The sequence below is a fragment of the Enterobacter cloacae complex sp. BZL2005 genome (assembly GCF_049238885.1).
Classification (GTDB): Bacteria; Pseudomonadota; Gammaproteobacteria; order Enterobacterales; family Enterobacteriaceae; genus Enterobacter; species Enterobacter roggenkampii.
On record NZ_JBMKGI010000012.1, the window covers coordinates 81948 to 96487 of the forward strand.

The 14540-nt window shown below is 55.9% G+C and carries 15 protein-coding genes; 10 read left to right on the plus strand and 5 right to left on the minus strand.

The features are described from left to right. Position 1: 1 nt before the first annotated feature. From rfaC to ACOTXI_RS18335, 3 genes are read left to right on the plus strand one after another with little or no spacing between them, the layout of a single operon-like run. On the plus strand, positions 2 to 988 hold the full coding sequence (rfaC, locus tag ACOTXI_RS18325; RefSeq protein ID WP_058653897.1) for a lipopolysaccharide heptosyltransferase RfaC: 987 nt from the start codon (positions 2 to 4) through the stop codon (positions 986 to 988). Further along, positions 981 to 2090, plus strand: coding sequence for a putative lipopolysaccharide heptosyltransferase III (rfaQ, locus tag ACOTXI_RS18330; protein ID WP_058653896.1), 1110 nt, complete (start codon positions 981 to 983; stop codon positions 2088 to 2090). The genes rfaC and rfaQ overlap by 8 nt, the downstream gene beginning before the upstream one ends. After that, positions 2087 to 3196 (plus strand): glycosyltransferase family 4 protein, encoded by a 1110-nt coding sequence (locus ACOTXI_RS18335; RefSeq protein WP_023345200.1) that lies wholly within the window; start codon positions 2087 to 2089, stop codon positions 3194 to 3196. The genes rfaQ and ACOTXI_RS18335 overlap by 4 nt, the downstream gene beginning before the upstream one ends. On the opposite strand, the gene ACOTXI_RS18340 is transcribed toward ACOTXI_RS18335, so the two are convergent. Further along, positions 3175 to 4278, minus strand: coding sequence for a glycosyltransferase family 4 protein (locus ACOTXI_RS18340; RefSeq protein ID WP_058653895.1), 1104 nt, complete (start codon positions 4276 to 4278; stop codon positions 3175 to 3177). The genes ACOTXI_RS18335 and ACOTXI_RS18340 overlap by 22 nt on opposite strands. Before the next feature lie 230 nt (positions 4279 to 4508). On the opposite strand from ACOTXI_RS18340, the gene ACOTXI_RS18345 reads away from it, so the two are divergent. The 7 genes from ACOTXI_RS18345 (at position 4509) to coaD (ending at position 12325) form a co-directional block, all read left to right on the plus strand. Further along, a complete protein-coding gene (locus tag ACOTXI_RS18345) occupies positions 4509 to 5879 on the plus strand; it encodes an O-antigen ligase family protein (protein WP_008502701.1) in 1371 nt (456 codons plus the stop codon). Positions 5880 to 6024: 145 nt separating this feature from the next. Beyond that, complete coding sequence (locus ACOTXI_RS18350) at positions 6025 to 7008, plus strand: glycosyltransferase (protein WP_008502700.1); 984 nt, start codon at positions 6025 to 6027, stop codon at positions 7006 to 7008. 8 nt (positions 7009 to 7016) lie between these two features. Further along, a complete protein-coding gene (locus ACOTXI_RS18355) occupies positions 7017 to 7988 on the plus strand; it encodes a hypothetical protein (RefSeq protein WP_008502699.1) in 972 nt (323 codons plus the stop codon). Positions 7989 to 8006: 18 nt separating this feature from the next. Further along, a complete protein-coding gene (locus tag ACOTXI_RS18360) occupies positions 8007 to 9641 on the plus strand; it encodes a sulfatase-like hydrolase/transferase (RefSeq protein ID WP_058653894.1) in 1635 nt (544 codons plus the stop codon). Between the two features lie 156 nt (positions 9642 to 9797). Then, positions 9798 to 11072 (plus strand): lipid IV(A) 3-deoxy-D-manno-octulosonic acid transferase, encoded by a 1275-nt coding sequence (waaA, locus tag ACOTXI_RS18365; protein ID WP_058653893.1) that lies wholly within the window; start codon positions 9798 to 9800, stop codon positions 11070 to 11072. Then, a complete protein-coding gene (locus ACOTXI_RS18370; RefSeq protein WP_008502696.1) occupies positions 11072 to 11842 on the plus strand; it encodes a glycosyltransferase family 2 protein in 771 nt (256 codons plus the stop codon). The genes waaA and ACOTXI_RS18370 overlap by 1 nt, the downstream gene beginning before the upstream one ends. A 3-nt stretch (positions 11843 to 11845) precedes the next feature. Beyond that, positions 11846 to 12325: a pantetheine-phosphate adenylyltransferase gene (coaD, locus tag ACOTXI_RS18375; protein WP_008502695.1), complete on the plus strand. Its 480-nt coding sequence runs from the start codon at positions 11846 to 11848 to the stop codon at positions 12323 to 12325. Positions 12326 to 12327: 2 nt separating this feature from the next. Here coaD and mutM read toward each other — a convergent pair whose 3' ends face one another. The 4 genes from mutM to radC all read right to left on the minus strand — a co-directional run bounded on the left by mutM (position 12328) and on the right by radC (position 14523). Beyond that, entirely contained in the window at positions 12328 to 13137 is an 810-nt protein-coding gene (gene mutM, locus ACOTXI_RS18380; protein WP_008502694.1) for a bifunctional DNA-formamidopyrimidine glycosylase/DNA-(apurinic or apyrimidinic site) lyase, read from the minus strand. A 72-nt stretch (positions 13138 to 13209) separates the two neighbouring features. Further along, positions 13210 to 13377: a 50S ribosomal protein L33 gene (gene rpmG / locus ACOTXI_RS18385; protein ID WP_003024094.1), complete on the minus strand. Its 168-nt coding sequence runs from the start codon at positions 13375 to 13377 to the stop codon at positions 13210 to 13212. 22 nt (positions 13378 to 13399) lie between these two features. Next, positions 13400 to 13636, minus strand: coding sequence for a 50S ribosomal protein L28 (gene rpmB / locus ACOTXI_RS18390; protein ID WP_002436699.1), 237 nt, complete (start codon positions 13634 to 13636; stop codon positions 13400 to 13402). Between the two features lie 218 nt (positions 13637 to 13854). Continuing rightward, the gene (gene radC / locus ACOTXI_RS18395; protein WP_008502693.1) at positions 13855 to 14523 is read right to left on the minus strand and encodes a RadC family protein; all 669 of its coding nucleotides are present in this window, start codon (positions 14521 to 14523) and stop codon (positions 13855 to 13857) included. Between the last annotated feature and the right edge of the window lie 17 nt (positions 14524 to 14540).

Consider the following 14540-nt stretch of genomic DNA (forward strand, 5'->3'; position numbering starts at 1 on the left):
AATGCGGGTACTGATCGTTAAAACCTCCTCAATGGGTGATGTTCTGCACACGCTGCCGTCGCTGACGGACGCCATGCAGGCCGTACCGGGCATTCGTTTTGACTGGGTGGTGGAAGAGGGCTTCGCGCAGATCCCCACCTGGCATGAAGCGGTTGACCGCGTGATCCCGGTGGCGATTCGCCGCTGGCGGAAAGCGTGGTTCTCCGCGCCGATTAAAGCCGAACGCAAAGCCTTCCGCGAGGCGGTACAGGCGCAGCGTTATGATGCCATCATCGACGCGCAGGGGCTGGTCAAAAGCGCCGCGCTGGTGACGCGACTGGCGCGCGGCGTAAAGCACGGCATGGACTGGCAAACCGCCCGCGAACCGCTGGCGAGCCTGTTCTATAACCACCGCCACCACATCGCGAAGCAGCAGCACGCGGTGGAACGTATCCGCGAGCTATTTGCAAAGAGTCTTGGCTATGCAAAGCCGGAAACGCAGGGCGATTACGCCATTTCGCAGCATTTTTTGCACGGTTCGCAACAAACAGACGCCCCCTACCTGATTTTCCTTCATGCAACGACCCGCGACGACAAGCACTGGCCGGAAGCGCACTGGCGCGAACTGATCGGCCTGCTGGCAAGTGCGGGACTGCGTATCAAACTCCCGTGGGGTGCACCGCACGAAGAGGCGCGGGCCAAACGCCTGGCGGCAGGGTTTGATTATGTGGACGTTCTGCCGCGCATGAAGCTGGATGGCGTCGCTCAGGCGCTGGCAGGCGCTACGGCTGTGGTCTCCGTGGATACGGGACTCAGCCACCTGACGGCGGCGCTGGACCGTCCTAATATTACGCTTTACGGCCCAACGGACCCGGGCCTGATCGGCGGCTATGGAAAAAATCAATATATCTGCCGCCCGGAACACTCATCGCAGCTGAGCGATCTCAGCGCCGCTGCGGTATTTGCGCAATTAGAGCCTTTGCTGGCAGCAGAGAGAGCCTATGTCTGATTTTTTCTCAGCGGAGCGCCCGCCAAAGCGCGTGCTGATTATTAAGCTTCGTCACCACGGTGACGTTTTGCTTACCTCGCCGGTTTTTACCGTGCTGAAAAAGAACTGGCCGAACGTGGAAGTCGATGCGCTGGTTTATGACGATACCCAGGCGATGCTGACCAGCCACCCGCATATCGACCAGGTGCACACTATTGGGCGCAACTGGCGCAAGAAGGGCTGGTTTGAACAATTCCGCCTCTACCGCGCCCTGCTGAACACCCTGAAAGGCCGTCAGTATGACGTGCTGATTAACCTGACCGAACACTGGCACGGCGCGCGCCTGGCGCGTCGCCTGAAACCGCGCGTCTCCGTCGGCTTTAAGCCGGATAAGCGCGGGGGCCTTGCGCGTCGCCGCTGGGTGAAATCGTTCACCACGCTCTATCCGGCGATTCAGGACAACAGCCGTCATATGGTGGAGGTTAATCTGGATGCCCTGCGCCGGATCGGCATTCATCCGCAGTCCGACGAAGACAAACATACGCTTTTTGTGCCCGGTGACGCGGCAGAAGCCTCTGTGGCCGAAAAACTGGCCGGGTTTGGGCTCACGAGTAAATCCTACATTCTGGTTCACCCGACCTCGCGCTGGATGTTTAAGGCCTGGGATATCAAAAAGCTGGCAGCGACCATTGATAACCTGGCGGCGCGCGGCCTGCCGATCGTCCTCTCCGCCGCGCCGTCAAAAGAAGAGAAGGCCTATATGGACGCGCTGCGCGCAGCCCTCACCCAGCCGGTCTTTGATTTAAGCGGTCAGCTGAACCTGAAAGAGCTGGGTGCGCTCATGAAGCACGCCCGGGTGTACTTCGGCGTGGATTCCATGCCAATGCATCTTGCGAGCGCCGTCGGTACGCCAACCGTCGCCATCTTTGGCCCTACCGGCGCCATCAAATGGGCGCCGTGGGGGGTAAATTATCGTGTAATCGTGGCCGGGTTTACCTGCCAGCCGTGCGGCAAAGCGGGCTGCGGAGACAGCGGTGTCTCTGACTGCATCACGGCCATCACCCCACAGCACGTGCTGAGCGCCATCGATACGATGCTCTTAGAAACGGAAACCCCTGCATGAAGCTGGCGATTGTCCGACAGACCTACAACCCCAACGGTGGCGCAGAGCGTTTTGTCTCGCGTGCGCTGAACGTGCTGGCGCAGGATACCTCGCTTGATGTCACGCTGATTGCCCGCCAGTGGGAGGATGCCGCAGGCTGGAAAACGCTGACGGTCAATCCGCCGTTTCGCAATCGCATCGCGCGTGAATCCGGTTTTGCCCTCGAAGCCGCCGCGCATTTTGCGCAGTTTGATATTGTGCAAAGCCACGAACGCATACCGGGAGCCACCATCTTCCGGGCGGGCGACGGTGTTCACGCCACCTGGCTTGAGCAATATGGTCGCATTCTGTCGCCGCTGGCGCGCTGGGCGCAATCTCTGAGCCGCTATCACCGCTACATTCTGCAGGCCGAGGCGCAGATGTTTACCCATCCGCAGCTGCGCAAGGTGATCTGTAATTCGAAGATGGTGCGCGATGATATCGCGCGGCGCTTCGGGCTGCCGGACGACAAGCTGACGGTGATCTACAACGGCGTGGACACCGTTCAGTTTAGCCCTGAGGTCCGCGCCCTTTCGCAGCGTGATGCCCTGGGCATTCCTCCTGACGCACCGGTGCTGGCGTATGTTGGGTCAGGCTTCAGCCGTAAAGGCGTCGCCACCGCGCTGCGCGCCATTGTGGCGCATCCTGACGTCTGGCTGCTGATTGCCGGCCGCGATAAACATGCGCGGAAGTTCGAAAAGCTGGCGCAGGCGCTGGGGATTTCCTCACGAGTGAAGTTCCTGGGCCCCGTTGCCAACGTGCGTGAAGTCTATGGCACGGCGGATGCCCTTATCCTGCCGACGCTCTACGATCCCTTCCCGAACGTGTGCGTGGAAGCGCTGGCCTGTGGTTTGCCGCTGCTTACCAGCCACGGCTGCGGCGCGGCGGAGTGGATAACCGAGGGTCAAAACGGCTGGGTGCGCGATGCGCTGGACAGCGAAGGCTACCAGCAGGCCATCTCGCTGTGGCTGAAAGGCCGTGAACAGGGTGTCGATTACTCCGCCGCTGCGCGTGCAACCGCCGAGCCCTTCACCCTGGACAGAATGGCGAAAGAGCTACAGGCGCTTTATCGCGATTTGCTGCGCTGAGCGGCATCGGAGAAGACTTTCTCCATCGCGTCCAGCATACATTCGCGGGTAAAGTGCGTGCTCAGGTAGTCATATCCCTGTTGCGCGAGCGTCTCGCGAAGGGCTGAGTCGTCATAGAGTTTCATTATGGCATCGTGCAGCGCGTTTTCGTCGCGCTGCACGACCAGCACTCCCGTCTGCCCGTTAATCACCGCATCTCCCGTTCCACCTGCATCCGTCGCAATGGTGGCAATACGGGTGGCTAACGATTGCAGCACGCCCTGTGGAACACCTTCCATATCGTGCGAAGGGCTGAGCGCAATATCAAAGGCCGGGAACCAGCGTTCCGGATCGGATTGATGTCCCGCCATGACCACGCGCTGCTGTAACCCCAGGGCGGTGATTTCCTGTTCCAGCGTCGCTTTGTGCGGACCTTCGCCGACAATCGCCAGCTTGATGTGTGGATTGGCGATTTTCGCCAGGGCGCGCAGCAGTACGCTATGGCCTTTGTTCGGGCGCAAATGCGATACCACGCCCAGCCAGAAATCGTCCTGCGACAAACCACAATGAACCCGGGCCTGGTGCTTATCTCCCGGATGGAAACGCTGCGTATCGACACCGCTTGGCACCGACGTACTCTGAGACATCGGCACGCCAATATTTGCCACCTGATGGCGCAGCGCCTCGCCGGTGGTCACGATATGCGCGCAGGCCGTGCGGAAGAGCCAGCGGGTCGTCCAGTTGTTGCGCGGTACGCCGGACGCATGACGGGTTCTCACCAGTGGTACAGGGTTGGACAGCGTCAGATTCGCCAGCGCCACCAGCCAGGTATCGGCAGAGTTATGGCTGTTGATGACGTCAATCGAGTGACGGTTATCCTTCATCCAGCGACGCAGCACCTGCAGGTTTTTAAGGTTCTTACGCTTCAACGGCATCGTGACCACCGTCAGACCGGCATTGCGTGCCAGCGCGTGGAGCGGCGCAGTTTCCGGACAAAGGAGAGTCACCTGATGGCCACGCTGAATCATCCCAAGCGATTCGTTGATAATGCGCAGAGGCTGCCCGCCTTTGCCGCCGTCTGCTTCAGTGTGAACAATATGCATATATTTCCTGTCGTTTAGCTGAAACCGCTGTCCAGGCCGCCGATTATATACGTGGGTATTACGATAATGCACAGGCGGATTAATCTTGCTTACAAACATTGTCCTTCTGTAGTAATGGCTTCTGTGGTAATTTTCTCAGGCTTTTATTCCACTCAAAATCAGTGGAATCTGCATATGGCATTGTTAACTAACCGGTATTAACGCCGAGATCCTTTACCAGTACCAAAATTATGACAAATACTCGTAACATCCTGACAGGTCTTTTAGTACTGTCTGTACTGGCTTTATGTTTTATCTGGCCAATCCCAAACGATCAGCTACCTTTTCATCGTAATGGACTGATTTATCCTAATATTGTGGTGGCGCTCGGTCTTTTCTTTAGCTCTTCAGTGGCGAGAAAAGCGCTGGACTTAAACAAAATTAAGTTCGTGCTTATTGTGCTGTGGGCATTAACCTTCTTTATCCTGATTAACGGCTTTTTTGTCGCGCCAGATATTAAAGAAATGGTGTCGACCTGGGATGGACAGTGGTTACGTCCGGTATTGCTTTTCTGTGCGGGCCTGGTGTTATTACCGGTGATTCAGGAGCGCTTCCCCTCTTTATCGGCAGCCCGGCTCTTTACTCTCGTCGTCCTTTTTTTCTGGGGCGTCGTCTGTATCCACCTCCTTGATACCGTCTGGCTTTACTGGCGAGACGGCGTGATCCACTGGGGCGAAACGCGGATTGTTTATAACCGCACGCGCATGAGCTTCCAGGTCAATATGATCACCGGTTTCCTGCTCGCCGAACTGCTTACGCGCGGCCTGCTTCATCAGCGTTTCTTACGCCTGAAGACACCGTTCCTCGCCTTTATGCTGCTGTGTAACCTTGTATGCACGGCGTTAGTCGATACCCGCTGGGGAACGATCGGCCTGGTCGGCAGCCTGTTCTCCACCTTCCTACTGCTCAGCCTGCACAGTATGCGTCGCAGCCGGGTGCTGCTCACCGGTGGCATCCTTCTGGGCATTATTATCGCTTCTGCGCTTCTGGGCTATGCCTCCTGGAAAACCGATCCGCGCTGGCAAAATCTGGAAGATGATGCGGTAACAGGCTGGAACGCGCCTTTCACCAGTTTTTGCTATAACAGAACAGACGGAACTGTACCGACTAACGATCTCGGTCGTCCAATGGATCACTCCAACGGCTGTCGTGCCAGCTTCTTCCATCAGGGCTGGAAACTGGTGGGTGAACACCCTGCGGGAATGGGGCCTCGCAAAGAGGCCTTCCGCTATGTGCTGCGTCGCGACACGCAGGACAATCGCATTAACATTCCGCACAGCCACTACGGCCTGATTGAGTTTGGTATCCAGAACGGCATCGCGGGCATTGCAGGCTGGCTGATTCTGCTGGCAGGCTGCTGGTACATCGGCTGGCGCGAGTTCCGCCATGGCAATATGATGGCGGGCATGTTCCTGCTGCTGTTTACGGTTGGTTTCTTCTCCCGCACCATGGTTGACCACAATCTGAAAGATCACTACCTGGAACAATATATGCTGTTAACCGGGTTGCTTGTGGGAATGTGCGCGTTACGGCCCGCTAAACGAACAGAAACAACCTCCTGATTGCGTATACATAGCGCCGTTGACAATACGCATCGGCGCAACGTTACCTATCAGAACTCTTTTGCCTGCCGGCTGTCGAAAAGCCATTGCACGTTGCTGTATCGCTCGTTAGCCGCATCTCACCGCGTTAAATTACGGAGTAAGCATGTCTGGAACGCCTCAATTAAGCCTCGTTGTCGCCGTCTATAATGGCGAGAATTTCCTGAGCGCTTTTTTTGACAGCATAAAGAAACAGAATCTGCACAGCCTGGAACTTGTTATCGTTAATGACGGCTCAACTGACGGCTCCGCAGATATCATCGCCCGCTACGCCAGTGAATTCAGTCATTTTAATGTCATCGACCAGCCTAATGGGGGTGTCTCTGCGGCCCGTAATACCGGTCTGGCCGCAGCAACGGGCGATTACATCGCGTTTCCGGATATTGATGACGTTATCTATCCGGGTATGTATCCGCGCCTGCTTGAGATTGCACTCGCCGGGCAGTTGGACGTCGCGACCTGCAACGGTACCTACATTTATGACGACGGACGCCCGTCGAAGAAGATCTTCCCTTCAGATAAACTTGCGTCAACCGACGTGCTGGACGGCCCGACCTGGCTGCAGATGGCGCTCGAATCGCGCAAGTTCCTGCACGTGACGTGGCTGAACATCTATCGCCACGCCTTTATCAAAGAGCAGGGCTTCAGCTTTGAACAGGGTCTGCGCCATCAGGACATCCCCTGGACTACGGAAGTGCTGCTCACCGCCAGACGCGTGCAGTATATTGATGAGACCTATTACGACTACCTGATCCACTCCGCTTCCGTTTCCCATACGCCAGGCACGGACGACACGCGCATGCGCTCTTCGCGCCATTATATGAAGATTCTGGAGATGCTGGACGCCATCAACAAACGCTATCCGGAACAGGTGAAACGCGTGCCCGCCTGCCGCTGGCAAATCGCCAAAGAGGGTCTGGGGATCCTGCATAGCATTAATAACATTGAAGATATAGCCAAAAAACGCGAGATCACCCGTGAGCTTTTCGATCGCGGTATCTGGAATCTGATTTGGCAAAATGCGCGCGGCTTCCGCCAACGGTGGCGTCTGGGACGTCGCTACTTCCGTCTTAAAAAACTCGTCAAATGAGTGGAATTATGAGCAAGCTTAAACTGCATGTTGTTTCCCGCCCTGAGTTTATCGCGACGAATTTTGCCGATTTTCAGGAACTGATTGATCAGAAAATCAATCCGGATGATATTCCGCATCGTTTTTACTGTGGGGGAAGAGGCGTCTGGACATTTCAGACGATGCTCAGCCTTAACTATTACTATAACGGTCAGATTGAATGCTCATGGGGCACTGAGTGCCGCCCGGACGCAATTAATCTGATGCACAACGATCACTATGGTTCCCGCGTAAAACCCTGGGTCGGCGTGACCGTTGTTGCTCGTGCCGATCGTCCGCCGGTTATCGGCGCGGATTACGTCGTCGAACAAAACCCTGAAGTTGCTAACATCCCAGGGCGTATCTTTATTCCTAACTGGCCACAGCCGGGCGTAAAACCACGCGAACGCACCGACGAGACAATCAAAACCGTCGCATTCTTCGGCCGTGTAGACAGTTTCCCGGACGAATACCGCGAAGGGAATTTTAAGCAACGTCTTGCCGAACAAGGTATTGAGCTCCGCATCTCGTTCGATAACTGGACAAACTACCAGGACGTGGACGTGTGCATCAGCTTCCGCAAATCACACGATCATAAACTGGCGCGTAAGCCTGCCAGTAAGCTCATTAACAACTGGCTGGGGAAAACGGTGATGGTCTGCGATGACGAGCCGTCTTATCGCGCGATCCGCGAAAGCGAGCTGGACTACCTGATCGCCAAAAACCCTGATGAAGCCTTCAATGCCATCATGCGTCTTAAAAACTCCCCTGAACTGTATCGTCAGATGCGCGAACAGGGTGAAAAACGCCTACAGGTCTATTCCCGCGAAGCGGTCGCTGCACGCTGGTATGCCCTGTTTGAGGATATTTGGCGAAAAGGATTGCACAATCGTCCTACGGTAGTTCGCGCACTGCGCTTTGGCTTTGGTAAAGCCATTCGCCCGCTGACTAAAAAGTTCTGATCGGAATAGAGTCCTTCCATGTTCAAAACAACGACACACTCTTCGTTCACCCCGCGCAGCAATCTGTTGCGCACCCTGGGGTTGACGCTGGCATTCCTGCTGCTGTTCTCGCTTTCAGAAATCATCATTCTGCTGAAAGATCACGTCTACCAGCCGAAATCCGGTGATATCTCGCTGTATCTGATCATTTCCCTGCTTGCCGCAGCCAGCGCGCGTTTCTTCCTGACTCGCCTGCTGCTGACCGTCACGTTTATCGTTCAGATTTCGGAAGCGGTGTACTACCAGTTCTACGGTCAGTTCTATGGCCCGAGCGAAGTCTGGCTGGCGTTCGTGGAAACGAAAGACATTGCCAGCGGGATCACCGACAGCCTGGGTTCACTGGGCATCTACTTCGCCATCATGATTGTGGCGGTCGTGTTTGCGCTGGTCTTTGCGCGTCGTCTGGCGCCGCTTTGGCACAAATGGATTGCGCTTCCTTGCCTGCTTGCGATTGTCGTGATGTTTGTCGGTCAGTTCTACAAAGCGATCGACGGGCAGATGTACAAGTTCAACCCGGACCTGCGCCACTCCCTGCTGCGTAACGGCCTGTCTGCGATGAGCTTCAGCGCCATACGCCTGATCCCGGAAGCGATGTCAGGCGAAAACCAGAATCTGACCCACTACGATCCCTACCAGGTCAAACCTGTTAAGGATACGCGCGCGGGTAAATATTCGATTATTCTGGCGATAGGTGAAAGCCTTAATCCGCACCACGTCAGCGCTCTGGGCTACGAACGCGATACCACGCCCGAGCTGAAAGCACTGCTCCAGCAGTATCAAGGTACGGGCCGCCTGATTGTCTCCAACGCCGTGTCCACCCGCGTGGCCATCCCGATGCTGGTGAATAATCTGCGCGAGCCGGATAACTACGGGGCCTATAAATCGAAATCCACCAATATCTTCGCCAACGCGAAGAAACAGGGTTATCAGACCGCCTTTATCTCCGCCCAGGGGCTGGAAGGGCTGAGCAACTGGATTGGCATCCATGATATCGATCTGTGGGAAGATACCCAGATCCGCCCGGCACCAGATGTCGGCGCAGACGTTGTTCTGACGCCATCCGTTGAGAAAGCAACCCTGGACTGGAACAAACCGTTCCTGATGGTGCTCAACAGCCGCGCGCCACATATCCCGTACGAGCGTAATATTCCGCAGGGCTTCGCGAAATTCTCTACGCCGCGTCTGAGTGATGATGTGGCGCAGAAGAAAAATGAGTATGACGATGCGGTCCGCCTGTATGACAAAGAACTCGCGTCCGCGATTCGCACTGCGCTGGCAAAATCCAAACTGCCGGTGCTGGTGTTTATCACCTCCGATCACGGTGAACGCGTGGGCGATAACGGTCTGTTTGGCCACTCGGTTGTTGAAATGCCAATTGCTCAGGTACCGTTCCTCTACTTCAGCAACGATCCGGCTTACGCCATGAAGGAGATCAGCCCGCAGGTACCTCTCAACCATTACCAGGTGGCAACGCTCATCAACAAGATGCTGGGCTACGACGTCAGCAATCCGAATCAAAAAGATGACAGCTTCTTTATCACTGGCGGTGATATTCGCGGGCTTTCGGAGCGCGTAACCTACCATCTGAATGCCCTCCCCGAAGCGGAGCGCTAAACGGTTAGACATGAAACGGGCAAGAAATTGCCCGTTTTTTTTCAGGCGAATGAGCGTAACGCAGGCAAATGGGTATCTTAAAACACCAAAGAGATAGCTTTAGACGGCTCAAATGCTTAGAATTTGCCCGCCGAAACTAAAAAAACGGATAATCGCTTGGAATTGTTGTATACCGCCCTGCTCTACATTATTCAGCCACTGGTGTGGCTGAGACTGTTGCTTCGTAGCCGGAAAGCGCCTGCGTATCGTAAACGCTGGGCTGAACGCTATGGCTTCTGCCGCAATAAAGTCGCACCGGACGGTATTTTGCTGCATTCCGTTTCTGTCGGTGAAACGCTGGCGGCGATTCCGCTGGTTCGCGCCCTGCGTCACCGCTACCCGTCGCTGCCGATTACCGTCACGACGATGACGCCAACCGGCTCGGAGCGCGCGTTATCCGCTTTCGGCAAAGATGTTCATCACGTCTATCTCCCTTACGATCTCCCCTGCGCCATGAATCGTTTCCTGAATACCGTTCGCCCGAAGCTGGTGATCGTGATGGAAACCGAGCTGTGGCCAAACATGATTTCCGCCCTGCATGCCCGTAAAATTCCGCTGGTGATTGCCAACGCGCGCCTGTCAGAGCGCTCGGCGAAAGGTTACGGCAAGCTGGGTAAATTTATGCGCCGCCTGCTGAGCAAAATCACCCTGATTGCCGCGCAGAATGAAGAAGATGCGGCACGCTTTATCTCTCTGGGCTTGAAGCGCAACCAGCTTGCAGTGACGGGTAGCCTGAAATTTGATATTTCGGTTACCCCTGAACTCGCCGCCCGCGCGATCACGCTTCGCCGCCAGTGGGCCCCGCGTCGTCAGGTCTGGATTGCGACCAGTACCCATGACGGTGAAGAAGAGATCATCCTGCAGGCGCACTGCAAGCTGCTGGAAAGCTTCCCTGATTTACTGCTAATCCTCGTGCCCCGCCATCCGGAACGTTTTAAAGATGCCCGTGAAATGGTGCAAAAAGGCGGTTTCAGCTTCACGCTGCGCAGCAGCGGGGAGATCCCGTCTGGCAGCACCCAGGTGGTGATTGGCGATACGATGGGCGAACTGATGCTGCTCTACGGCATTGCTGACCTCGCGTTTGTCGGCGGCAGCCTGGTGGAGCGCGGCGGCCATAACCCGCTCGAGCCGGCAGCCCACGCGATTCCAGTGCTGATGGGGCCGCACACATTTAACTTCAAAGATATCTGCGCAAAATTACAGCAGGCCGATGGTTTAATTACCGTGACCGATGCGGACTCCGTAGTTAAAGAGGTCTCAACCCTTCTGACTGACGAAGATTATCGCCTGTGGTACGGGCGACATGCGGTCGAAGTGCTGCACCAGAACCAGGGTGCCCTGATCCGTCTGCTGCAGCTTCTGCAACCTTACCTGCCCCAGCGGAGCCACTGATGTCAACGCGTCTGTCGGTCGTGATGATCGCCAAAAACGCCGCCGACCTGCTTCCGGACTGCCTGGCGTCGGTAGCCTGGGCTGATGAGATAGTCATTCTTGATTCCGGAAGTACGGACAACACGGTGGACGTTGCCCGGGCAGCGGGCGCAAAAGTCTTTATCGATACTGACTGGCAAGGCTATGGCATCCAGCGCCAGCGCGCGCAGGGGTTTGCCACCGGAGATTATGTCCTGATGCTCGATACTGACGAGCGCATCACGCCGGAGCTTCAGCAGGCCATTCAGGCGGTGCTTTCCTCACCTCAACCTGGTGCTGTATACAGCATTGCCCGCCGCAACTACTTCCTTGGCCGTTTTATGCGCCACAGCGGCTGGTATCCTGACCGCGTGACGCGCCTTTACGAGCGCGAGCGCTATCAGTACAACGACAATCTGGTGCATGAATCCCTGAGCTGCGACAACGCCCAGGTCATCCCCCTGACGGGCGATTTGCTGCACCTGACCTGCCGCGATTTCGCGAGCTTCCAGCGTAAACAGCTCAACTATGCCACGGCTTGGGCGCAGGAGCGTCACCAGCGCGGCAAGAAGGCCTCACTGACCGGTATCTTTACCCACACGCTGGGCGCGTTCCTGAAAACGCTCCTGCTGCGTGGTGGCGTTCTGGACGGTAAGCAGGGCTGGTTACTCGCGGTAGTGAATGCCCAGTATACTTTCAACAAATACACCGAGCTGTGGGCGCTCTGCCGCGGCTACTCAGAGAAAACGTGAGCCATGAGCACAAAAGCGATTTATCCGGGTACCTTCGATCCGATCACCAACGGTCATCTTGATATCATCACCCGTGCGGCGTGCATGTTTGACAAGGTCATCCTGGCCATTGCCGCGAGCCCCAGCAAAAAGCCGATGTTTGACCTCCACGAGCGCGTGCAGCTTGCCACCGATGCCATTTCGCACCTGCCGAATGTTGAGGTGGTCGGGTTTAGTGACCTGATGGCTAACTTCGCCCGGGCCCAGCAGGCGAACATTCTGATCCGCGGTTTACGCGCGGTGGCAGACTTCGAATATGAGATGCAGCTGGCGCACATGAACCGCCACCTGATGCCGGAGCTGGAGAGCGTGTTCCTGATGCCCTCCAAAGAGTGGTCGTTTATCTCGTCCACGCTGGTGAAAGAGGTGGCGCGCCATCACGGGGACGTTACCCATTTCCTGCCGGTTAACGTCCACCAGGCGTTGATGGAAAAGCTAAAGTAGCCCTATTTCTGGCACTGACGGCAGTAGAACGTGGCGCGCTGGGCGTGCTTCGTGGCAATAATGGGTGTGCCGCAGACTCTGCACGGTTCGCCCTTACGGCCATACACCTGCAGTTCCTGGGCAAAATAGCCCGGCTTGCCGTCACTTTGCAGGAAGTCCTTCAGCGTTGTCCCCCCCTGCTCAATCGAGCGCAGCAATACGGCTTTAATCACCCGGACCAGCAGCTCGCACTCCTGCGCCGACAGCGACGAGGCCAGCCGATCGGGGTGGATCCCGGCCGCAAACAGCGATTCGCTGGCGTAGATATTCCCCACGCCGACCACCAGCTTGTTATCCATCAGCCAGGGCTTAATCGGGCTTTTCTTCTTCGCGCACTTCGCCTTGAGGTATTCCGCGTTAAACGCGTCTGAGAGCGGCTCCGGGCCCAGATGCGCCAGCACGTTATGCCCTTCCAGCTCCTTCGTCCACAGCCACGCGCCAAAGCGCCGTGGATCGGTGTAACGCAGCACTTTGCCGTTGCTCATCACCAGATCCACGTGGTCGTGCTTTTCCGCAGGCAGTTCTTCGGTAAGAACGCGCAGGCTCCCGGACATCCCCAGGTGGATAATGATCCAGCCGTCGGGCAGCTCCAGCAGCAGGTATTTCGCGCGGCGCTGCACGCTAAGGACGGGTTTATCGCTCAGGGCATGGATCTCATCGGACACCGGCCAGCGCAGACGCCCGTTACGGACAACCGCGTGAAGAATCGTCGCGCCGACCAGATGGGGCTCAATGCCGCGACGGCTGGTTTCTACCTCAGGTAATTCAGGCATGGTTCCTCCGTTGAGATACAGAATGCAAAAAACCCCGCAGTTGCGGGGTTTTTCGATACAAGGAGACTAAAATTATTTGATTTTAGCTTCTTTGTACAGTACGTGCTGGCGTACAACTGGATCGAATTTTTTCAGTTCCAGTTTTTCCGGCTTAGTACGTTTGTTCTTCGTGGTGGTGTAGAAGTGACCTGTACCAGCAGAAGAAACCAGCTTGATTTTCTCGCGAATACCTTTAGCCATGATTTATTTCCTCTTTAAGTACTTAGTACTTTTCGCCACGGGCACGCAGTTCAGACAGAACTGTATCGATGCCTTTCTTATCGATTACACGCATACCTTTAGCAGATACGCGCAGGGTGACAAAACGCTTCTCGCTCTCAACCCAGAAACGGTGAGAGTGCAGGTTCGGCAGGAAACGGCGTTTAGTCGCGTTCAGTGCGTGGGAACGGTTGTTACCGGTCACCGGACGCTTGCCAGTAACTTGGCAGACTCGGGACATGTCTATTCTCCAAAAATCAAATTAGCTCGAGCTTCGTATGGGGTATCGGCGCCTCGTCAGGCTTTACAGCCCGGTCATCGCATAGTTCTAAGTGAACTCTCGATTGCCAGGCCCAAATGCCAAACCCGAGATTCTCAAAGGTGGCGTAGTATACGCTGACTCGGCGGTGTGCTCAAGTCCCGAACAGACAAAGATCCCGATGGATCGCGAGAAATAGCCTAAATCCAGCCATGTTCTGCAAAAGAAATGTACTCTCCGCGGCCAATTATCAGATGGTCCAGCACACGAATGTCCATGAATTGACAGCATTTGATAATGCGCTCGGTGATTTCTTTGTCCGCTCTGCTCGGTTCTGCACAGCCTGAGGGGTGATTATGCGCGAGGATCACGCCCGCTGCATTCACTTTTATCGCTTCCCGCACAATTTCTCGCGGATGCACCTCAACGTGGCTTAACGTGCCGGCAAAGAGGCAGCTATGTTTCAGTACCCGGTTTCTGTTATCGACAAAGATCACCATAAAGATCTCGCGCTCGATATCGGTTAACTGGCTTTGCAGATATTCACGCGTCATCGCTGGCGTCAGGATCGGATCGTCCTTCTCCATGCGGACATTGTAAAAACGGCGGGCAAGTTCAGCAATGGCCCGCAACTGGGCATATTTCGCCACACCGATCCCTTCTACGTGCTTAAACTGCGCCAGTTCGGCGGTCAGCAAACCGTGCAGAGAACCGAAATGTACGATCAGCTCTTTTGCCAGCGTAAATACCGTTTTACCGGGCGTTCCGGTACGTAAAAAGAGCGCCAGCAGTTCATCATCTTTTAACAGGGTGACGTCATAGCGCAGCAGTTTTTCGCGCGGCAGCAGCGGCTCATCCTCTTCTTCCATGCTCTTTCTCCCTTTTT